Source organism: Streptomyces sp. NPDC002088 (assembly GCF_040296605.1).
Classification (GTDB): domain Bacteria; phylum Actinomycetota; class Actinomycetes; order Streptomycetales; family Streptomycetaceae; genus Streptomyces.
This window is the reverse complement of record NZ_JBEOXO010000016.1, coordinates 142,282-161,227: the sequence shown is the minus strand read 5'-3', so window position 1 is coordinate 161,227 and position 18,946 is coordinate 142,282. Positions and strand designations below refer to the sequence as shown.

The 18,946-nt window shown below is 71.0% G+C and carries 20 protein-coding genes and 1 riboswitch; of the genes, 9 read left to right on the top strand and 11 right to left on the bottom strand.

Annotated elements, in window-relative coordinates:
- Positions 1 to 63: 63 nt before the first annotated feature.
- Complete coding sequence (locus ABT114_RS30325; RefSeq protein WP_351146067.1) at positions 64 to 288, bottom strand: DUF397 domain-containing protein; 225 nt, start codon at positions 286 to 288, stop codon at positions 64 to 66.
- Positions 289 to 297: 9 nt separating this feature from the next.
- The gene (locus ABT114_RS30320; protein ID WP_351146066.1) at positions 298 to 1,155 is read right to left on the bottom strand and encodes a helix-turn-helix domain-containing protein; all 858 of its coding nucleotides are present in this window, start codon (positions 1,153 to 1,155) and stop codon (positions 298 to 300) included.
- A 208-nt stretch (positions 1,156 to 1,363) separates the two neighbouring features.
- On the opposite strand from ABT114_RS30320, the gene ABT114_RS30315 reads away from it, so the two are divergent.
- Positions 1,364 to 1,822, top strand: a complete 459-nt coding sequence (locus tag ABT114_RS30315; RefSeq protein WP_351146065.1) for an ATP-binding protein — start codon at positions 1,364 to 1,366, stop codon at positions 1,820 to 1,822.
- Between the two features lie 76 nt (positions 1,823 to 1,898).
- Here ABT114_RS30315 and ABT114_RS30310 read toward each other — a convergent pair whose 3' ends face one another.
- The 3 genes from ABT114_RS30310 to ABT114_RS30300 form a co-directional block, all read right to left on the bottom strand.
- Positions 1,899 to 2,372 carry a C40 family peptidase gene (locus ABT114_RS30310; protein ID WP_351146064.1) on the bottom strand — a complete coding sequence of 158 codons (474 nt, stop codon included), beginning with the start codon at positions 2,370 to 2,372 and terminating at the stop codon, positions 1,899 to 1,901.
- A 3-nt stretch (positions 2,373 to 2,375) separates the two neighbouring features.
- A riboswitch (cyclic di-AMP (ydaO/yuaA leader) is annotated at positions 2,376 to 2,548 on the bottom strand.
- A gap of 380 nt (positions 2,549 to 2,928) precedes the next feature.
- A complete protein-coding gene (locus tag ABT114_RS30305; protein ID WP_351146063.1) occupies positions 2,929 to 3,237 on the bottom strand; it encodes a hypothetical protein in 309 nt (102 codons plus the stop codon).
- 7 nt (positions 3,238 to 3,244) lie between these two features.
- Positions 3,245 to 3,880 carry an ATP-dependent Clp protease proteolytic subunit gene (locus ABT114_RS30300; protein WP_351146062.1) on the bottom strand — a complete coding sequence of 212 codons (636 nt, stop codon included), beginning with the start codon at positions 3,878 to 3,880 and terminating at the stop codon, positions 3,245 to 3,247.
- Between the two features lie 87 nt (positions 3,881 to 3,967).
- On the opposite strand from ABT114_RS30300, the gene ABT114_RS30295 reads away from it, so the two are divergent.
- From ABT114_RS30295 to ABT114_RS30260, 8 genes are all read left to right on the top strand, one after another.
- Positions 3,968 to 4,246 (top strand): type II toxin-antitoxin system Phd/YefM family antitoxin, encoded by a 279-nt coding sequence (locus ABT114_RS30295; protein ID WP_351146061.1) that lies wholly within the window; start codon positions 3,968 to 3,970, stop codon positions 4,244 to 4,246.
- A 311-nt stretch (positions 4,247 to 4,557) separates the two neighbouring features.
- Positions 4,558 to 4,860: an urease subunit gamma gene (locus ABT114_RS30290; protein ID WP_010988499.1), complete on the top strand. Its 303-nt coding sequence runs from the start codon at positions 4,558 to 4,560 to the stop codon at positions 4,858 to 4,860.
- Positions 4,861 to 4,873: 13 nt separating this feature from the next.
- Entirely contained in the window at positions 4,874 to 5,185 is a 312-nt protein-coding gene (locus ABT114_RS30285; protein ID WP_351146060.1) for an urease subunit beta, read from the top strand.
- A complete protein-coding gene (locus ABT114_RS30280; RefSeq protein WP_351146059.1) occupies positions 5,178 to 6,899 on the top strand; it encodes an urease subunit alpha in 1,722 nt (573 codons plus the stop codon). Before ABT114_RS30285 ends, ABT114_RS30280 begins: the two co-directional genes overlap by 8 nt.
- Positions 6,899 to 7,573, top strand: a complete 675-nt coding sequence (locus tag ABT114_RS30275) for an urease accessory protein UreF (RefSeq protein WP_351146058.1) — start codon at positions 6,899 to 6,901, stop codon at positions 7,571 to 7,573. Before ABT114_RS30280 ends, ABT114_RS30275 begins: the two co-directional genes overlap by 1 nt.
- A gap of 87 nt (positions 7,574 to 7,660) precedes the next feature.
- Positions 7,661 to 8,338: an urease accessory protein UreG gene (gene ureG / locus ABT114_RS30270; RefSeq protein WP_351146057.1), complete on the top strand. Its 678-nt coding sequence runs from the start codon at positions 7,661 to 7,663 to the stop codon at positions 8,336 to 8,338.
- Positions 8,335 to 9,093, top strand: coding sequence for an urease accessory protein UreD (locus ABT114_RS30265; protein WP_502988420.1), 759 nt, complete (start codon positions 8,335 to 8,337; stop codon positions 9,091 to 9,093). Before ureG ends, ABT114_RS30265 begins: the two co-directional genes overlap by 4 nt.
- A 129-nt stretch (positions 9,094 to 9,222) precedes the next feature.
- Positions 9,223 to 10,818 carry an alpha/beta hydrolase gene (locus ABT114_RS30260; protein WP_351146055.1) on the top strand — a complete coding sequence of 532 codons (1,596 nt, stop codon included), beginning with the start codon at positions 9,223 to 9,225 and terminating at the stop codon, positions 10,816 to 10,818.
- Positions 10,819 to 10,870: 52 nt separating this feature from the next.
- Here the strand turns inward: ABT114_RS30260 and ABT114_RS30255 are convergent, their stop codons facing one another.
- From ABT114_RS30255 to ddaH, 6 genes are all read right to left on the bottom strand, one after another.
- Complete coding sequence (locus tag ABT114_RS30255) at positions 10,871 to 11,902, bottom strand: NAD-dependent epimerase/dehydratase family protein (RefSeq protein ID WP_351146054.1); 1,032 nt, start codon at positions 11,900 to 11,902, stop codon at positions 10,871 to 10,873.
- A 90-nt stretch (positions 11,903 to 11,992) separates the two neighbouring features.
- Positions 11,993 to 12,706 carry a lysophospholipid acyltransferase family protein gene (locus ABT114_RS30250; RefSeq protein WP_351146053.1) on the bottom strand — a complete coding sequence of 238 codons (714 nt, stop codon included), beginning with the start codon at positions 12,704 to 12,706 and terminating at the stop codon, positions 11,993 to 11,995.
- Positions 12,707 to 12,872: 166 nt separating this feature from the next.
- Positions 12,873 to 14,099, bottom strand: a complete 1,227-nt coding sequence (locus ABT114_RS30245) for a PP2C family protein-serine/threonine phosphatase (protein ID WP_351146052.1) — start codon at positions 14,097 to 14,099, stop codon at positions 12,873 to 12,875.
- Between the two features lie 80 nt (positions 14,100 to 14,179).
- Positions 14,180 to 16,639 carry a SpoIIE family protein phosphatase gene (locus ABT114_RS30240; protein ID WP_351146051.1) on the bottom strand — a complete coding sequence of 820 codons (2,460 nt, stop codon included), beginning with the start codon at positions 16,637 to 16,639 and terminating at the stop codon, positions 14,180 to 14,182.
- Positions 16,640 to 16,891: 252 nt separating this feature from the next.
- Positions 16,892 to 18,130 carry an ornithine--oxo-acid transaminase gene (gene rocD, locus ABT114_RS30235; RefSeq protein ID WP_351146050.1) on the bottom strand — a complete coding sequence of 413 codons (1,239 nt, stop codon included), beginning with the start codon at positions 18,128 to 18,130 and terminating at the stop codon, positions 16,892 to 16,894.
- Positions 18,130 to 18,939 (bottom strand): dimethylargininase, encoded by an 810-nt coding sequence (ddaH, locus tag ABT114_RS30230; RefSeq protein ID WP_351146049.1) that lies wholly within the window; start codon positions 18,937 to 18,939, stop codon positions 18,130 to 18,132. Before ddaH ends, rocD begins: the two co-directional genes overlap by 1 nt.
- Positions 18,940 to 18,946 lie beyond the last annotated feature (7 nt).

Genomic DNA, 18,946 nt, shown 5'->3' with positions numbered 1-18,946 from the left:
TCATCGATCAGAGCTGATCACTTCTGATTGGAACTGATCAGGGTGGGCCGGTCATGACCGAAATCAGTGGAAAGCGGTCGTGAATTCCGCCCAGCTCTCGGGGGAGAAGAGCAGCGCGGGTCCGGCCGGGTCCTTGGAGTCACGTACGGCGAGCAGTCCGGCCCATGGCCCTGAGGCCGGCCGGGCCGTCTCCACGCAGTTGTTCGCTCCTGTGCTGTAGCTGCTGCGCAGCCATCGCACATCGTGCAGATGAGTAGTGGAAGGTACGTTCCGAGGCAGTGCAGTCATGGTGCCTCCTTACGCGCCGTCACCTATCCCGGCGATGAAATCCAACGAGTCCTCGGGTGAAAGGGCGTGGATCTGAAGGGTGTTGAAGGCCTCCGAGTAGGCCTGGAGGTCTTCTTTCCGCTCGAGGTAGAGGCTACTCGTCATGTGGTCAAGAACAACCACATCCAGATCAGAAGTGCTCGGAAATGACAAGATAACGAAAGGCCCGGTGATGCCGATGTGCGCCCCCGCGCTGAACGGCAGTACCTGGAGCCGCACTTGGGGCAGGCGCCCCGCATCCACCAGCCGCCGCAGCTGCCGCGCCATCACATCGGGCCCGCCGACCTCCCGCCGTAGCACCGCCTCGTCCAGGACCGCGGTCAACTCCAGCGGCGACTGCGCGCGCAGCACGTCCTGCCTGGCCAGCCGCACCTCCACCAGCGCGTCCAGCCGTTCCTCCTCCAGCCCCTCCACGGCGGCCCGCGTCACCGCACGGGCGTACTCGGGCGTCTGCAACAGCCCCGGGACCACCGACGTCTCCAGCGTGCGCATCGCGCTCGCCTGCGACTCCAGACTGATGAAATCCCGGTAGGTGGGCGGCAGTACACCACGGTACGCGTGCCACCAATGGTCCCGGCCGCCGTCGTGGGAGCCCGCCAGCACCAGCAGCAACTCCCGTAGCTGGGCCTCGGCGACACCGTAGGCGTCCAGGAGTAACCGCACATCGGCCGGTTTCACCCCGCTGGCGCCGGTCTCGATCCGGCTCACCTTCGACTGGTGCCAGCCCACCAGCCGGGCCGCCTCACCACTGGTGAGCCCCGTGCGGGCGCGCAGCGCGCGCAGTTCGGCGCCCAGCTTCCGGCGGCGTACCGCGGGACCGTACTGCATGGGAAACTCCTTACTCCTTCCGAGCCGCCCAAATACGGTCTGCCGTCGCAGAGTTCACCGCTTCGAGCGACAGATATATGCACATCTTGGTGGATCGCCACCGTGACCGACCCGGTAATGGCAGTCTGGCGAAGAAGCACCAGTCCGGGACCGTACTCGAATCCGCTCCTTGTCGGACTGCGGTCCCGCGGGAAGGGACGACGTCGCCATGGCAGACCATCTGGAAGCATCCGTCACTCTGCCGAGCGATCCCGCCTCGGTCTCCGCTGCCCGCACCTTCGTGGCGAGCGCTCTCGCGGAGTGGGGCCTGCCGGCCGACACGGATGCGGCCGACACCATCCGGCTGATCGTCTCCGAACTCGCCACCAATGCCGTACAGCACACTCTGGGGCAGTCGCCCACCTTCACGGTGGACCTCACCCTCGACCGTGACGAGCACCTGCGCATCGGCGTCACCGACAGCCACCCACGCTTCCCCAAACGACTGCCGGCCGCCGTCCAGCAGGACAACGGCCGGGGAATGGTGATCATCCGCTGGCTGACCGCGGAGTGCGGCGGCAGGCTGCGCGTCCGCCCGACCCGCGAGGGGGGCAAGACGGTCTTCATCGAACTCCCGTGGACGGTCCCGGCCGAGCCGGTGCCGACCGCGGGGCAGCAGGATCCTTGAGGACCCGGTCCTGGTTCAGGGGAGCGGTCCCGGCACGGCGGCGACGCGTCAGGACGCCGCCACCGCACCGGGCGGGTCAACTGACCCTGCCGTACCAGACGCTCGTCGTCCAGAGCTTCTGCAGCCTCACCACATCTCCGGTCTTCGGGGCGTGCCAGATCTTTCCCTTCCCGGCATAGATGCCGACGTGGTACACGCTGGAGCCCGAGTGGAAGAACACGAGGTCGCCGGGCTTGCGGCTCCTGGCCGAGATGTGGCGGGTCTTGTTGTACTGCTGGGCCGCCGTGCGGGGCAGCTTCTTGCCCGCCTTCTTGAACGAGTACAGCGTGAGCCCGGAGCAGTCGAACCTGCGCGGCCCCGTGGCGCCGTACTGGTACGGGGAGCCCTTCTTGGAGGCCGCGATCTGGAGCGCCTTCGTCGCGGTTGTGGCGGCCGCCGCCTCGGAGGCGAAGCCCGGGGCCACGATCGAGCCGCCGACGGCGGCAATGGTGAGCGCCGAGGCCGTACCGGCCCGGGCCATCAGCGACGGAACACGATTGAGCGCAGTCATGCGCAACCCTTCGTCAGCCGCCTGTGAAGGATGACCTGTCGGATTCGGGCTGGCGAAGTTGCCCGGCCGCGTTGCGCGGCTTCACCCCAAGGGCTGCTCGGCCCGGCCATGGCTTGGCCGTTCCGGCGAACCCGTCGTGCTTGGGTCCTCCACTCCTGCCGATGCACTTCCGTCGACCGGTCGTCCGGGACAGCGGCAGGACTCGGCGTCCGCCCGGACCGCCCCGCCGCTGTGGCGGGGGCTTGTCGTCAGATTGGGATCTTCACTCACGTGTGTCCGAAAATCCCAACGGAACCGGGAGTTTGTGTTGTTGCTCACCACTCGCCCGTTCGGGTGGACACCCCAATGTTCGATCGACTGTCCAGAGGGCCGACGAGCCCCGGACCAGCACCGGAGCACCTCATCCCACTCCGGAGCCACGCGCGTTGCGCAACCGCGACGGCCCGAGAAAAGGATGCATGTCTACGCCAACAGGGGGTACACCATTTGGTCCGTTTCAACTCCGCCCCGGACGCTCCGCACCCGGGGTCGAACGCCCGGACCGGCTCCGCATGCGTCAACTGTCGGGGCGCGACGGCACGATGACGCGAGCCGTGCGCCGCTCCCCGTCCAGGACGCGCAGCGCCCGCGCGAGAGTGGGCGCGTGCAGTTCGGCCTCGCCCCGCTGGTGCATCAGGGCCAGCGCGTCGCGCAGTGCGGCCGCCTTCCCCACCAGTGCCTGGGCGGCGCGCAGTCCGCGGTACGTGTCCCCGTGATGCGCGGGGTTGATGCGGCCGAGCAGGTCGACCACCTCCAGGTAACGGTCGATCAACTCGCCTTCGGCCCGCGTCAGGGCGGGCAGCGGCGGGAGCTCCGGTGGCAGCATCCGCGGCTCACCTCGCGCCTGGCGTGGTGCGCGAGCCGTTGCGGCCGTCGATGATGCGGTCCACCAGGCCGTACTCCAGCGCGCCCGGCGCGTCCAGGACCTTGTCCCGCTCGATGTCGGCACTCACCTGCTGCGGACTGCGCCCCGTGTGCCGTACCAGCATCTCCTCCAGCAAGGCCCGGGTGCGCGCCAGCTCCTCCGCCTGGATGGCAAGGTCGCCGGCCTGCCCCTCGACCGGTTCGGGCAGCGCCGGCTGACGGATCACCACGCGCGCGCCCGGCAGCGCGTACCGCCTGCCCGGCGCACCCGCGGCCAGCAGCACCGCGGCGGACGATCCGGCCTGACCCATGCAGAACGTCTCCACGTCGCAGCTGACGTACCGCATCGTGTCGTAGATCGCGGTCATGGCGCTGAACGAGCCGCCGGGGGAGTTGATGTACAGCGAGATCTCCCGGTCCGGCTGCTGGTGCTCCAGGTGCATGAACTGTGCGATCACGTCGTTCGCCGAGGCGTCGTCGATCGGGGTCCCCAGGAAGACGATCCGTCCTTCCAGCAGCTTCGAGTACGGATCCAGCGTCCGGTGCCCGAAGCTCGTGCGCTCGGTGAACTCGGGCAGGACGTGGCGGGCGGACGGTCGGATCATGGCGAACCCCTCCTCGCGGCAGAGCTGTCTCTGCAGAGCTGTCTCTGTAAAAAATGTACAGGACGTACATGACGTTATGATGGGGGTATGGCCTACGAGATTCCGGTGACGCAAGCCAGGGCTGAGCTCGCCGACCTGATCAACCGGGTGGTGTACGGCGGTGAGCGCGTCGTCGTGACACGTCACGGCAAGCCCCTCGTCGCCCTCGTCTCCGCCGCCGACCTGGAGCGACTCGACGAGCTGGACAAGCCCGACGAGGAACAGGTGATCAGCGCGGTCTCCGCCGTCCGCGAGGTCGCGTCCGCTCCCCGCGAACGTCAGCGCTTCGGGATCGCGGCGGAGCATAGGGGGACCGGGCCCTCCTGACGTCCCGGCAGGCGGCCGGTCGGGCGACGGGTGCGAGCGACCTCTCGGGGACGGGCTCCTTCCTTCGCCTGCTCCTTCACCGGCTCGGGCCGCATGCGTGGCGCGGAGGTCGCGCGGACGGTCTGCGGGCGTCGATGCGCATGCGGGATCCGCGCGCGGGAGTCTGACGGATCACAGTTCGGATCACAGCTCGGTTAACTTGCCCGAAACCCGCTCCAACTAGCCTGCCGCTCTACGCCACCAGGGACTTTGCCCGGGGGCCGCGGCAACCGGACCCCGCACGGTCCGGAGCGAGGACTGTGAGGTGGGACGTGCAACTGACCCCGCACGAGCAAGAGAGGCTGCTGATCCACGTGGCGGCCGACGTGGCCGAGAAGCGCCGGGCCCGCGGGCTCAAGCTGAACCACCCCGAGGCCGTCGCCCTCATCACGTCGCACATCCTCGAGGGTGCGCGTGACGGCCGTACCGTCGCGGAACTCATGTCCTCCGGACGCAAGCTGCTCACCCGGGACGACGTCATGGAGGGCATCCCCGAGATGATCCACGACGTCCAGGTCGAGGCGACCTTCCCGGACGGCACCAAGCTCGTCACCGTCCACGACCCGATCGTCTGACGGGGAGGCCGCCATGATTCCCGGAGAGATCCTGTTCACGGACGACCCGATCGTCTACAACGAGGGCCGTGAGGTCACCCGGGTGACCGTCCTCAACGCCGCCGACCGGCCCGTCCAGGTCGGCTCCCACTACCACTTCGCCGAGGCCAACCCCGGACTGGAGTTCGATCGCACCGCCGCACGGGGCAAGCGGCTGAATGTCGCCGCCGGCACCGCCGTGCGCTTCGAGCCCGGGATCCCCGTCGACGTCGAACTCGTTCCGCTCACCGGTGCCCGTATCGTGCCCGGTCTGCGCGGGGAGACCGGAGGTGCCCTCGATGCCTGAGATCTCGCGTGCCGCGTACGCCGACCTGTTCGGCCCGACGACCGGCGACCGCATCCGGCTCGCCGACACCGATCTGCTGATCGAGATCGAGGAGGATCGTTCCGGCGGTCCCGGGCTCGCCGGTGACGAGGCCGTCTTCGGCGGTGGCAAGGTCATCCGTGAATCCATGGGCCAGGCGCGTGCTACGCGCGCAGACGGCACCCCGGACACCGTCATCACCGGTGCGGTGATCGTCGACCACTGGGGGATCGTCAAGGCCGACATCGGCATCCGCGACGGGCGGATCACCGGCATCGGCAAGGCGGGCAACCCGGACACCATGGACGGGGTGCACCCGGACCTCGTCATCGGTCCCGAGACCGAGGTGATCGCGGGCAACGGGCGGATCCTCACCGCCGGAGCCGTCGACGCGCACGTCCACTTCATCTGTCCGCAGATCGCCGACGAGGCGCTCTCCGCGGGCATCACCACGCTGGTCGGCGGCGGCACCGGACCGGCCGAGGGCTCCAAGGCGACCACCGTGACGCCCGGGCCCTGGCACCTGGCCCGGATGCTGGAGGCGATGGAGCAGTACCCGCTCAACATCGGCTTCCTCGGCAAGGGCAACACCGTCTCGCACGAGGCGATGCTGTCCCAGATCCGCGGGGGAGCCCTGGGACTGAAGCTGCACGAGGACTGGGGCTCCACCCCGGCCGTCATCGACGCCTCGCTGACCGTCGCCGACCGGACCGGCATCCAGGTCGCGATCCACACGGACACCCTGAACGAGGCCGGCTTCGTGGGCGACACGCTCGCCGCGATCGCCGGGCGCGGGATCCACGCGTACCACACCGAAGGCGCGGGCGGTGGGCACGCGCCGGACATCATGACCGTGGTGTCCGAGCCGCACGTGCTGCCGAGTTCGACGAACCCGACACGGCCGTTCACCGTCAACACCGCCGAGGAACACCTCGACATGCTGATGGTGTGCCACCACCTCAACCCGGCGGTGCCGGAGGACCTGGCGTTCGCCGAGTCCCGGATCCGGCCGTCGACCATCGGGGCGGAGGACATCCTCCACGACCTCGGCGCGATCTCGATCATCTCGTCCGACGCCCAGGCCATGGGGCGCGTCGGCGAGGTCGTCATGCGGACCTGGCAGACGGCCCATGTCATGAAGCGGCGGCGGGGGGCGCTCCCCGGGGACGGGCGGGCGGACAACCGCCGAGTACGTCGCTACGTCGCCAAGTACACGATCAACCCGGCGCTCGCCCAGGGCCTCGCCCGCGAGATCGGGTCCGTGGAGACCGGCAAGCTCGCCGACCTGGTGCTGTGGGAGCCGGCGTTCTTCGGCGTCAAGCCGCACCTCGTGATCAAGGGCGGGCAGATCGCGTACGCGCAGATGGGCGACGCGAACGCCTCGATTCCGACTCCGCAGCCGATCCTCCCGCGTCCGATGTACGGGGCGATCGGGCGGGCGCCCGCGTCCAACTCGTTCAACTTCGTGGCGCCGCTCGCCATCGAGGACGGGCTGCCGGAGCGGCTCCAGCTCGGGAAGCGGTTCGTGGCGATCGAGTCGACGCGCGGGGTGACCAAGGCGGACATGCGCGAGAACGACGCGCGGCCGCGGGTCCAGGTCGATCCCGACAGCTTCGCCGTGCACATCGACGGCGAGCTGGTCGAGGCGACTCCCGCCGCGGAACTGCCCATGGCCCAGCGGTACTTCCTCTTCTGATGTCCAGGGCAGCACTTCTCGTCCTGGCCGACGGCCGCTTCCCCGCCGGAGGGCACGCGCACTCCGGCGGGGCCGAGGCGGCCGTCAAGGCCGGTCGGATCACGGGAGCGGCGAGTCTGGAGGACTTCTGCCGGGGGAGGTTGCACACGGCGGGGCTGGTGTCCGCGGGTCTCGCCGCGGCGGCCGCGCTCGGAGTGGATCCGGTGGAGCTGGACGCGGCGGCGGACGCGCGTACGCCGTCTCCCGCGCTGCGTGTCGCCGCGCGGAAACTGGGCCGGCAGCTGATGCGGGCCGCCCGGGCGACCTGGCCGTCCGCGGAACTCGAGGCCGTGGCACGGGAGTTCCCCAAGGGGGCGCACCAGCCGGTGGTGCTGGGGCTCGTGGCTCGGGCGGCCGGGCTGGGGGCCGTCGATGCCGCGTACTGCGCGGCGTACGAGAGTGTCGGCGGGCCGGCCACGGCGACGGTGCGGCTGCTGAGTCTGGACCCGTTCGATGCCACGGCGGTGCTGGCCCGGCTGGCGCCCGAGCTGGACCGGGTGGCCGACCAGGCCGTCGAGGCGGCTCGGCGTGTGCTCGACGACGGGGCCGACGCGCTGCCCGCGGCGTCGGCTCCGCTGCTGGAGATCGGCGCGGAGGCGCATGCCGCATGGCCTGTACGTCTGTTCGCGTCATAGGAGCCCGCGGCGGAGTCGCCGATGGACGCAGTCGCCCCCCGAGGCAAGCTGAAAAACACACCGCGGAAAGAAAGTAGGAGCCGCCCCATGCACCTCGACCACTCCCACGACGGCCCCTCCGCCGTCAGCGCCGACGCTCATCGTCCGGACGGCCGCCGCCGGGCCCTGCGTATCGGGCTCGGTGGGCCCGTCGGGTCCGGGAAGACCGCCACCGTCGCGGCGCTCTGTCGTGCCCTGCGGGAAGAGCTGTCCCTGGCGGTCGTCACCAATGACATCTACACGCGGGAGGACGCCGAGTTCCTGCTGAGGGAGGCCGTGCTGCCGCCCGAGCGGATCACCGCCGTGGAGACCGGCGCGTGTCCGCACACCGCGATCCGGGACGACATCTCCGCCAACCTCGAGGCGGTGGAGGATCTGGAGGACGAGGTGGGGCCGCTGGACCTGATCCTCGTCGAGTCCGGTGGGGACAACCTCACCGCCACCTTCTCCAAGGGGCTCGTCGACGCGCAGATCTTCGTGATCGATGTCGCCGGGGGTGACGACATCCCGCGAAAGGGCGGCCCGGGCGTGACCACCGCCGACCTGCTCGTCGTCAACAAGACCGACCTCGCGCCGTACGTGGGGTCGGACCTCGGGCGGATGGCGGCCGACGCCAAGGCGCAGCGGGACGAGTTGCCGGTCGTCTTCCAGTCGCTTCGCGGCGAGGACGGGGTGCGGGACGTCGCCGGCTGGGTGCGGGCGCAGCTCGTCGCGTGGACGGCCTGATCGTGAACGGGGTACGGGCCACGGCGCGGATCGTCGCCCGGGACGACGGCCGGGGCGGTACTTCCCTTCCCGTGCTGGAGAGCGACGGGCCGCTCGCGCTGCGCCGGACCCGGGGGAGCGGTTCCGAGGCGCGTGTCATGCTCGTCGGGGCGATGAGCGGGCCGCTGGGAGGTGACCGTTTCGCTGTCCATGCCGAGGTGGAGGACGGGGCCCGGCTGCGGATCGGTTCGGCCGCCGCCACCATCGCGCTGCCGGGGCAGGCCAAGGGCGACGCCCGGTACGACGTACGGCTCGACGTCGCCGACGGCGGCGAACTCCACTGGTTGCCCGAGCAGTTGATCTCGGCCGGTGGCAGCGATCTGCATGTCACCACCCGTGCCGACCTCGCCGGCTCCGCTCGGCTCGTGCTGCGTGAGGAGCAGGTGCTCGGACGGGTCGGTGAGGAACCCGGGCGGCTCACCAGTCGTCTCACCGTCCGGGTCGCCGGGCGGGTCCTGCTCGACCAGGAGCTCGCCTGCGGGCCGGGTGCGCCGGGAGGCTGGGACGGGCCCGCCGTATTGGCGGGGCATCGGGCCGTGGGCCAACTGGTCCTCGTACGGCCGGAGTTCTCGGCCGACCCGGTGGCGGCCCGGGTTCTGGGCGAGGGAGCGACCCTGGTTCCGCTCGCCGGGCCGGGCGCGTTGGTGACCGCGGTCGCCCCGGATGCGCTGTTGCTGCGCAGGGTGCTGGACGAAGCGCTCGCGGCCCTCGGCTGATCATCCGATCAGCGGGACACGATTCTCCGGTTATCGGATTGGCAAAGAAGGTCAACGCCCCCTGTTCTCAGGGACCTCACAGCCGCAAGGATCCCCTTACCTTTCGAACCAGGTAGGGGGAGGGCCCACTTGAGGGACATCAGACCGAGGAAGCGGACGGCCGCGCTCGGATCGGCTGGAGCGCTCGTCGCGGCGACCCTGATAGCCGGCGCCTTCGCGGCGCCCACGGCGAGTGCGGAGAGCCGGCACGGGCAGGACCGTGAAGCCCGCGGCGCGGCGATCGCCGCGGCCAGGGCCGCGAAGGCGGGCATCGACTGGCAGGACTGTCCCGCGGACTGGGGCCTGGAGAAGCCGATCCAGTGCGGCTACGTCACCGTTCCGCTCAACTACGCCAAGCCCGACGGCAAGCAGATCAAGCTCGCCGTCGACCGCATCGGCAGTACCGGGACCAAGAGCGAGCGTCAGGGCGCGCTCATCTACAACCCGGGCGGGCCGGGCGGCTCGGGTCTCCGGTTCCCGCGCCGCGTCACCACCAAGAGCGCCATATGGGTCAACACGGCCAAGGCGTACGACTTCGTGGGCTTCGACCCGCGCGGCGTCGGCCACTCCGCGCCCATCTCCTGCATCGACCCGCAGGAGTACGTCAAGGCGCCCAAGGCCGACCCGGTGCCGGACACCGAGGCCGACAAGCTCGCCCAGCGCAAGCTCGCCGCCGAGTACGCGGACGGCTGCTACGAGCGCAGCGGCGAGATGCTGCCGTACATGACCACGCCGAACACCGCCCGCGACCTGGACGTCATCCGCGCCGCGCTCGGCGAGAAGAAGCTCAACTACCTCGGCGTCTCCTACGGCACCTACCTCGGCGCCGTCTACGGCACGCTGTTCCCGGGCCACATCCGCCGCATGATCGTGGACAGCGTCGTCAACCCGTCGCGCGAGAACATCTGGTACCAGGCCAACCTGGAGCAGGACATCGCCTTCGAGGGCCGCTGGAAGGACTGGGAGGACTGGGTCGCCGCCAACGACGCCACCTTCCACCTCGGCACCACCCGCGACGCCGTTCAGGCGAAGTGGCTGGAGCTGCGCGCGACCGCGAAGAAGAGCCCCCTCGGCGGGGTCGTCGGCCCGGCCGAGCTGATCGGCTTCTTCCAGAGCGCCCCGTACTACGACTCCTCGTGGGTGCCGGTCGCCACCGTGTTCAGCCAGTACGTCGCCGGCGACACCCAGGCGCTCGTCGACGCGGCCGCTCCCGACCTGTCCGACACCGCGGGCAACATCGCCTCGGAGAACGGCAACGCCGTCTACACGGCCGTCGAGTGCGCCGACGCCAAGTGGCCCACCAGCTGGCAGAGGTGGGACCGCGACAACACGCGGCTGAACAAGGACTACCCGTTCATGACGTGGGCCAACGCGTGGATGAACCTGCCCTGCGCCACCTGGCCCGCCAAGCAGCAGACCCCGGTGAACGTCAAGACCGGCAAGGGCCTGCCGCCGGTGCTGATCGTGCAGTCCGAGCGTGACGCGGCCACACCGTACGAAGGCGCCGTCGAACTGCACCAGCGGTTCAAGGGCTCCCGTCTGATCACCGAGAAGGACGCCGGCTCGCACGGTGTGACCGGCCTGGTCAACACCTGCATCAACAGCCGGGTGGACGCCTACCTGCTGACCGGCAAGCTGGACACCGCGGACGTGACCTGCGCGCCGCACGCCACGCCGAAGCCGTAAGCGGCGGTTGTACGAAGGTGAGGGGCGGCGGGGACAACCCGCCGCCCCCTGCTCATGTCCGGGCGTCCAGCCAGGCGTCCTCCGCCGCGTAGTCGAACAACTCGGGGTAGTACCCGGCGAGTCCGGCGAACGCCTCCCGCCAGTCCCGTCCGGCCAGCCGTCGTTCGAGCCACTCGACGGTTTCCGGCAGGCTCTCGGCGTACCTCACCGCCGGCCGGTAGCCCAGCTCTCGCCGGGCGGCCGTCATGTCGCACACGACCGGGAGCACCGCCGACCACGGTGTCCTGCCCACCGACGGGGACGGCGCGGGCCCGTCCACCAGGACCGTCTCCGTCTCCACCCCCATCACCGCGTCGATCGCCGCACCGATCCCGGCGACCGTCGGCGGCTCGGGATCGCAGGCGTTGAGTACCCGGGAACCGGGCCGCGCCGCCGCCAGCCGCACCAGCTCGGCGATGTTGCGGGCGGCGGCCACGTGAAAGAGGCTCTCGCCGCGGAAGGCGAGCACGCGCCGGCGCCGGCCGTCGAGGTTGCGTTTGACGAAGTACAGCTCACGGGGGATGGGGCTGTGCGGCCCGTGGATCGCGCCGGCGCGCAACAGCGTGGCCGGCAACCGGTCCGCTGCCGACAGGAGTTCGGCCTCCAGCGCCGCCTTGCCGGAGGCGTACGTGGCGTCGCCGGGCGCTACGGTCGGCTGGGTCTCCGGGATGGGCACCGGGTACTCGGGGAAGTCGCCCGTGTCGCGCATGGTGTCGAAGCCCTGGCCGTTGCCGTCTTCGTAGACCTCCACGCTGGAGATCACCACCGCCGAGCCGATCCGGTCCGCGCGGGAGGTCAACTGGCGTGCGTGCCGGGCCCCGTAGGCCACGACGTCCACCACCAGGTCGCAGCCGTCGCCGAGCACCGCGGCCAGTGCCTCGTCGTCCTCCCGGTCGAGCCGGACCGACTCGACCTCCTCGGGCCACCTCTCGTCCCGGCCGCCCCCGCGCGAGGCGGCCGTCACCGCCCAGCCGTCCCGGACCAGGGTGTCCACCGTCGGACGCCCGATCTGGCCCGTCGCTCCGATCACCACAGCTCGTCTCATGGGACGACCGTAGGTCCGCAGCGCGTGCCGTTCCAGGAGATCGGCCGACAGCAGAAGGCGCGAGGACCGGCAGAGGACACGAGCACGGGCTCAGCTCAGCGGCATCCGCGGGAACCTGCGCTCCTTCTCGGCCAGTTCGGCCTTGACCACGGCCGCGTACTGGTCGACGTACTCCTGCTCGGACAGCGACAGGATCGCGTACATGAGCTCGTCGGTGACGGCGCGCAGGATCGCCTTCTCGTTCTCCATGCCCGCGTAGCGGGAGAAGTCGAGGGGCTTGCCGAAGCGGATCACCACGGGGTGGATGCGCGGGACGACCCGGCCCGGCGGCTGCGCCTCGAAGGTGCCGATCATCGCGCACGGGATGATCGGCACACCGGCCCTGAGGGCCATCACCGCCACTCCGACCTTGCCCTTGTAGAGCCGCCCGTCGTGCGAGCGGGTGCCCTCCGGGTAGATGCCCAGCAGCTCGCCCTTGCGCAGCACGCCGAGCCCCTCGCGGATCGCGGCCTGTCCCGCGTCCTTGCCGGAACGGTCCACCGGAATCTGCCCGGCGCTGCGGAAGAAGGCCGCGATCAACCGGCCCTTGATGCCCGGTCCGGTGAAGTACTCGGCCTTCGCGAGGAAGGTGATGCGCCGCTTGAGGATCGCGGGCATCAGGAAGTGGTCCGCGAACGAGAGGTGGTTGCCCGCGACGATGGCGGCGCCCGACGCCGGTACGTGCTCGAGGCCTTCGATGCGGGGCCGGAAGAGCACTCTCAGCAGGGGTCCCAGCACCACGTACTTGAGCAGGTAGTAGAACAAGGGGGCGCTCCTCCATCCGGCGGATCGCGATGACCGCCGCGTTCCAGCAGGTCAACCGGGGCGTCGTGGGGTGCAAGTGTAGGTGCAGGCGCAGTCCCGGGGAACCGCTTCCGGCCTTGCCGGCGTGGCCCGTTGACGGACCGTCATCGTGTACTCCGGTCTCCCTTCACAGCCGCACGATGACCAGCGCGGTGTCGTCGGTCGCGCCCCCGGGCGGCAGCAGTTCCAGCAGGACGGCGTCGGCGAGGAACTCGGGGTCCTGCGTGCAGTGGCGGCGGAGGGAGTCGGCGAGGCGGGCCAGGCCGGTGTCGATGTCCTCGCGGCGGCGCTCGACCAGACCATCGGTGTACAGCGCCAGCGTGGCGCCGTCGGTGTACGTGGTGACGGCCTGCGGCCGGGGGACCGGGGCCAGGCGGGCGTCGAGGGGCGGATCGGTCGCCTGGTCGAGGAACTCCACCCGGCCGTCGGCATGGACCAGGACGGGCGGGGGATGCCCGGCGCTGCTGTAGGTGATGGTGCGGTGGTCGAAGTCGATGAACGTCGCGACCACCGTGGCCGACTCGGCGCCGTCGACGACGTGGGCGTAGCGACCCAGGACGTTCAGCGCCTCGGCGGGGCCCGCCGCGACCCGGGAGACCGCGGTGAGTGCGCTGCGCAACTGGCCCATGACACCGGCGGCCGCCAGACCGTGGCCGACCACGTCCCCGACCGAGACGCCGATGCGGTTGCCGCCCACCAGGTCGACCACGTCGTACCAGTCCCCGCACACGTTCAGCGCGCCCACCGCGGGCCGGTAGCGCACGGCGGTCCGGTGGTGTCCCACCTGCCTGCGGGCCGACAGCATCGCCTCCTGGAGGGCGAGCGCCACCTCACGCTCACGGGCGTGGGCCTGGCGCAGCCGCTCGTTGAGTTCCTGCAGTTCGCGGGCGCGCGTGTACAGCTCGGCCTCCAGCACCCGGGTCCGGCCGCCGGGGTTACCGCGGGCCCGGATCAGTTCGGTGACGTCCTCGACGCGGTGCACCAGCAGCACCACCTTTCCGTCGGTGTCGAACACCGGCGCGTTGACCGGGCTCCAGTAGCGCTCCTCCCACTCCCCGGGCCGGTCGGGGCAGGCCACGTCGTATCGCTGCAAGGCCATGGTGTCCCGCTTGCCCGTGGCGATCACGCGGTTGAGCGAGGCCTCGAGGTTGCGCATGCCCGTCGCGGTGGGGTCGTTCGGGTTGTCCGGGAAGACGTCGAAGAGATGGCGGCCGATCATCTGTTCGCGAGTGCGCCCGGCCACCCGCAGGAACTCCTCGTTGGCGTCCGCGTACCTGAGATCGGGCGTGAGCAGCGCGACCATGCCGGGCAGGGCCTGGAACACTCCCGCGTAGTCGATCGCCGTATCGTTCATGGCGCACGCCCCATCTGCCCGCATTTGCGCTATTTTCTCACGCCATGAGATACGCGGGACGCCCTCCGGCACCCGGGTGGTCACACCGGAAGGTCCGTCAGTGACTGCTCGGCCCAGATGATCTTCCCTTCGGGGAGGAAGCGCGTGCCCCACCGCTGGGTGACCTGGGAGACCAGCAGCAGTCCGCGCCCGCCCTCGTCCGTGGTACGCGGATGGCGCAGATGGGGCGCGGTGGCAGCGCCGTCGAAGACCTCGCAGATCAGGGCGCGCTCCCGGATCAGCCGCAGCCGGATCGGACCGGCGGCGTGCCGGATCGCGTTGGTGACCAGCTCACTGACGACCAGTTCCGTGGTGAACGCCAGTTCGTCGAGCTCCCACTCCGACAGCTGCCGGTTCGCCGCCTTGCGGGCGTCGGCGACGACCGCAGGGTCGGCGGGGAGGTCCCAGGCCGCGAACTGACGGGCGTCCAGCCGCCGGGTGCGGGCCATCAGCAGGGCCACGTCGTCGCGCGGGCGGGCCGGGGTCAGCGCGTCGACCAGGGTCCGGCAGCGCAGGTCCAGCGAGGGCGAGGGGCGCTCCAGTGCCTTGCGCAACCGGTCGCGGTCCGCGTCGACGGCCCACCCCTGCGCCCCGCGCGCCAGCAGACCGTCGGTGTGCAGCGCGAGCGTGCTGCCCTCGGCCAGGGTCAGCTCGACCGACTCGAAGGGCGGCCCGCCCACGCCCAACGGCGGCCCCTGCGGAAGCTCCACGAAGGTGATACTCCCGTCGGGCTCGATCACGGCCGGCGCGGGATGGCCGGCGGCTGCCATGAGGCATCGGCCCTCCACCGGGTCGTAGACGACGTACAGGCAGCCGGCGCCGAGGGTCCGGGCGCTGTCGGCCTCTTCGTAGTCCGTTTCGACGCCCTCTTCGTAGACCGACCGCGCGACCAGGTCGTCCAGATGGGCGAGCACCTCCTCGGGCGGCAGGTCCAGCGCCGCGAGGGTCCGTACGGCCGTCCGGAGCCGGCCCATGGCGGCGGCGGCGTGGATGCCGTGCCCAGGAACCTCACCCACCACGAGGGCCACGCGCGCGCCGGACAGCGTGATCAGGTCGTACCAGTCGCCGCCGAGCCCCGTCAGCTCGTCGGCGGGCCGGTAGCAGGCCGCCACCTCCACCGCGTCCTGTTCGGGCAGCCGGTGCGGCAGCAGGGTGCGCTGGAGGACCAGCGCGGCCTCGCGCTCGCGCGTGTAGCGGCGGGCGTTGTCGACGCACACGGCCGCCCGCGACACGATGTCCTCGGCCAGGACCAGGTCGTCCTCGTCGAAGGGTTCCTGGCGGCGCCGGAAGAACGTGGTGATGCCCAGAGTGACGCCCCGCGCGCGCAGCGGCACGATCAGTACGCTGCGCAGCCCCAGCTCCGTGAAGGTGGCCTTTCGGCCGCCCGGTGTGTTCGTCGCCCACTCCCTGGCCAGCGGGTTGAGGCGCTCCTCGCGCCACGACGTGCCCGTGGACAGACAGCGGACCGGGGGCGATCCGGCCAGATAGGCGGCAATGTGCCCGATACCTACGACGGTCTCGGGCACATTGCCGGGCACCGACTGATGCGCAGCCCGCCGAAGCCGCAGCGGATCCGCGTCGCCCAGCGGCCCGGGTGCGATCTCCGCGCCCCGCAGCACCGGCTCCAGCAGGTCCACGGCGACGAAGTCGGCGAACCCCGGTACCACCACGTCGGCCAGCTCCTGCGCGGTGCGCATGATGTCCAGGCTGCGGCCGATGCGCTCGCCGGCCCGGTCCAGCAGCGCCAGGCGCTGCCGCGCCCGGTGCCGCTCGGTCATGTCCACCACCGTGTAGTACACGCCCATCGGGTGGCCGTGCTCGTCGTCGAGCCGGGTGAACGACAGCATGTGCGCGATCTCCCGGTGCGGCGCGGACCGCACGTGGCCGATGTGCTCGTAGCCGAGCACCGATTCGCCGGTCTGAAGCACGTGCCGCATCCGGGCCTCGACGGGCTCGGCGTCGAAGCCCGGCTGGACGTCCGCCAGCCTGAGCCCCAGCCGCCGGTTCGGCGCCCCGCCGCCGAACCGGGCCAGGGCGGCGTTCGACCACACGTAGCGCAGGTCCCTGTCCACGATCGCGATGCCGATCGGCGACCGGTCGACCAGCTGCTCCAGCATGGTGCGGCTCATGTCCCAGCCGGGGGACCCGGCGAGGTCGGACAGCAGCACCAGCAGCCGTGCGGGGCCCGCGCTCTCCTCGGCGGGGGTGATCCGGGCCATGACCCGCACCGGCTGCCCGTCCTTGCGCCGGGCCATGAGCAGCCCTGCCCAGCCGCCGTCCACGCGGCACCGCTCGAGCAGCTCCGGCACCCGCACCGCGTCCTGGGGGGTCAGCAGGTCGGCCAGTTTCCTGCCCACCGCCTCCGACGCCGGGTAGGCCAGCAGCCGCTGCGCGTTGCCGGTCCAGCTCGTCACCACGCCCCGTGCGTCGAGCAGCAGCGGTGCGGCGTCGGCAACGTCGAAGCGCCGGCGAGCGACGTCGTGCTCCTCGTATGCGCCCACGGCCGACCTCTCTGTCGTGACAGTGGTCTACCACCTCTTGACTCAATCTTCACCCTTCGGAGCCGGAGGGCGCCCGCCGCCGTGCGCACACAGCGGCCCGCCCGCCCGAGCCGGGAAGACTCGGACGGGCGGGCCGCCGGAGGCGGCGTCAGGCTGTCCGCGTCGGCACGCTTTCCCGCGCCGCGAGCACCCGTGCGATCTCGGGGTCGGCGCCGGCCGCGCAGCACCGCCGGCAGGGTGTCGCCGACTCCGTCAGGCCGCTTGCGTCAGCACCTTCTCCAGTGCCCCGAAAGCCCCCGCCAGCTCCTCGCCGGTGATCGTCAGTGGCGGTGCCAGGCGGATCGTGGAGCCGTGGGTGTCCTTGACGAGGATGCCCTCGTGCATCAGGCGTTCGCTGATCTCGCGGCCGGTGCCGATGGCGGGGTCGATGTCGACGCCCGCCCACAGCCCGCGGGCGCGGAAGCCGACCACGCCCTTGCCGACCAGCCCGGTCAGACCGTCGCGCAGGACCGTGCCCAGCTCGGCGGCGCGGCGCTGGAAGTCGCCCGACTCCAGCAGCTCCACGACGGCCGTGCCGACCGCGGCGGCCAGCGGGTTGCCGCCGAACGTCGAACCGTGTTCGCCCGGCCGCAGCACGCCCAGGACCTCCCGGCGGGCCACCACCGCCGACACCGGCACGATGCCGCCGCCCAGCGCCTTGCCCAGGAGCAGAACGTCCGGGAGGACCCCCTCGTGCTCGACGGCGAGGGTGCGGCCGGTGCGGCCCAGGCCCGACTGGATCTCGTCCGCGATGAACAGGCAGTTCTCCCGGCTGGTCAGGGCGCGGACGCCGGCCAGGTAGCCGTCGTCCGGGACGACGACGCCCGCCTCGCCCTGGATCGGCTCGAGCAGCACCGCGGCCGTCGTCTCGTCGACCGCCGCCTCCAGCGCCGCGAGGTCGTTGTACGGCACCACCCGGAACCCGGGCGTGAAGGGCCCGAAGCCGCCGCGGGCCGTCTCGTCCGTGGAGAAGCTGACGATGGTCGTCGTACGGCCGTGGAAGTTGTCCGCCGCGACCACGATCGTGGCCTGGTCGGCGGGCACGCCCTTCACCTCGTACGCCCACTTGCGGGCCACCTTGATGCCGCTCTCGACCGCCTCCGCGCCCGTGTTCATGGGCAGCACCATGTCCAGGCCGGTCAGCGCCGCGAGCCGCTCGGCGAACTCGGCGAGCCGGTCGTTGTGGAACGCGCGCGAGGTGAGAGTCAGCTGGTCGAGTTGGCGGTGGGCCGCTTCGATCAGCGCCGGGTGGCGGTGGCCGAAGTTGAGCGCCGAGTAGCCGGCCAGCATGTCGAGGTACCGACGGCCCTCGACGTCCTCCACCCAGGTGCCCTCGGCACGGGCGACGACCACGGGCAGCGGATGGTAGTTGTGCGCGAGGACGGGCTTCTCCGCGCGGATCAGTTCGGCGGAGGTGCGGCTTTCCGGAAGCGTGCGTGCGGGTGCGGTCATCAGCGGATCTCCTGGGTGCAGCACTTGATGCCACCGCCGGCCTTGTGGAACTCGGACAGGTCGACGGGGACGGGGACGTAGCCGTGGTCGTCGAGCCGGGCGGCCAGCGCCTCGGCCTGCGGCGCGATGAAGACGTGGCGACCGTCGGACACGGAGTTCAGACCCCATGCCATCGCGTCCTCGCGGGTCGCCAGGACGGCGTCCGGGTACAGCCGCGCGAGCACCTCGCGGCTGCCGGGCGAGAACGCCTCCGGGTAGTACACGATGTTGTCCTCGCCGAGGACGAACAGCGCCGTGTCCAGGTGGTAGAAGTACGGGTCCACCAGCGTCAGGCTGATCACCGGGTGGCCGAAGAACTCCTGCACCTCGCGGTGCGCCTCCCGGGTCGTACGGAATCCGGTGCCGGCCAGGACGTACCGGCCCGTCCAGACCAGATCGCCCTCGCCCTCACAGACGGACTCGGGCCGGTGGACGTCGAAGCCCGCCGTCTTGAACCACGTGTCGTAGTGGACGGACTCGGGGCGCCGCTCGGGCGCGTGGAAGAGGGAGCCGAAGACGCGGCCGTCGACGACGACCGCCGAGTTCGCGGCGAAGACCATGTCCGGGAGACCCGCGACCGGCTCCACCGCGTCGACGGTGTGGCCGTGGGCCCGGTAGGCGCGGATCAGCGCCTGCCACTGCTCCTGGGCCAGATCGACGTCGACATGGGTGTCGGGTTGCATCCAGGGATTGATCGCGTACTGCACGGCGAAGTGTCTGGGTTCGCAGACGAGAAAGCGCCGGGAGCGCGGCACACGGCTGTCGGGCACAGAGGGG

Excerpts from the sequence above, each read along its gene's own strand:
- ABT114_RS30325 (WP_351146067.1), bottom strand. The coding sequence starts at position 288 with ATGACTGCACTGCCTCGGAACGTACCTTCCACTACTCATCTGCACGAT.
- ABT114_RS30320 (WP_351146066.1), bottom strand. The coding sequence starts at position 1,155 with ATGCAGTACGGTCCCGCGGTACGCCGCCGGAAGCTGGGCGCCGAACTG.
- ABT114_RS30315 (WP_351146065.1), top strand. The coding sequence starts at position 1,364 with ATGGCAGACCATCTGGAAGCATCCGTCACTCTGCCGAGCGATCCCGCC.
- ABT114_RS30310 (WP_351146064.1), bottom strand. The coding sequence starts at position 2,372 with ATGACTGCGCTCAATCGTGTTCCGTCGCTGATGGCCCGGGCCGGTACG.
- ABT114_RS30305 (WP_351146063.1), bottom strand. The coding sequence starts at position 3,237 with ATGCTGCCACCGGAGCTCCCGCCGCTGCCCGCCCTGACGCGGGCCGAA.
- ABT114_RS30300 (WP_351146062.1), bottom strand. The coding sequence starts at position 3,880 with ATGATCCGACCGTCCGCCCGCCACGTCCTGCCCGAGTTCACCGAGCGC.
- ABT114_RS30295 (WP_351146061.1), top strand. The coding sequence starts at position 3,968 with ATGGCCTACGAGATTCCGGTGACGCAAGCCAGGGCTGAGCTCGCCGAC.
- ABT114_RS30285 (WP_351146060.1), top strand. The coding sequence starts at position 4,874 with ATGATTCCCGGAGAGATCCTGTTCACGGACGACCCGATCGTCTACAAC.
- ABT114_RS30280 (WP_351146059.1), top strand. The coding sequence starts at position 5,178 with ATGCCTGAGATCTCGCGTGCCGCGTACGCCGACCTGTTCGGCCCGACG.
- ABT114_RS30275 (WP_351146058.1), top strand. The coding sequence starts at position 6,899 with ATGTCCAGGGCAGCACTTCTCGTCCTGGCCGACGGCCGCTTCCCCGCC.
- ureG (WP_351146057.1), top strand. The coding sequence starts at position 7,661 with ATGCACCTCGACCACTCCCACGACGGCCCCTCCGCCGTCAGCGCCGAC.
- ABT114_RS30255 (WP_351146054.1), bottom strand. The coding sequence starts at position 11,902 with ATGAGACGAGCTGTGGTGATCGGAGCGACGGGCCAGATCGGGCGTCCG.
- ABT114_RS30245 (WP_351146052.1), bottom strand. The coding sequence starts at position 14,099 with ATGAACGATACGGCGATCGACTACGCGGGAGTGTTCCAGGCCCTGCCC.
- rocD (WP_351146050.1), bottom strand. The coding sequence starts at position 18,130 with ATGACCGCACCCGCACGCACGCTTCCGGAAAGCCGCACCTCCGCCGAA.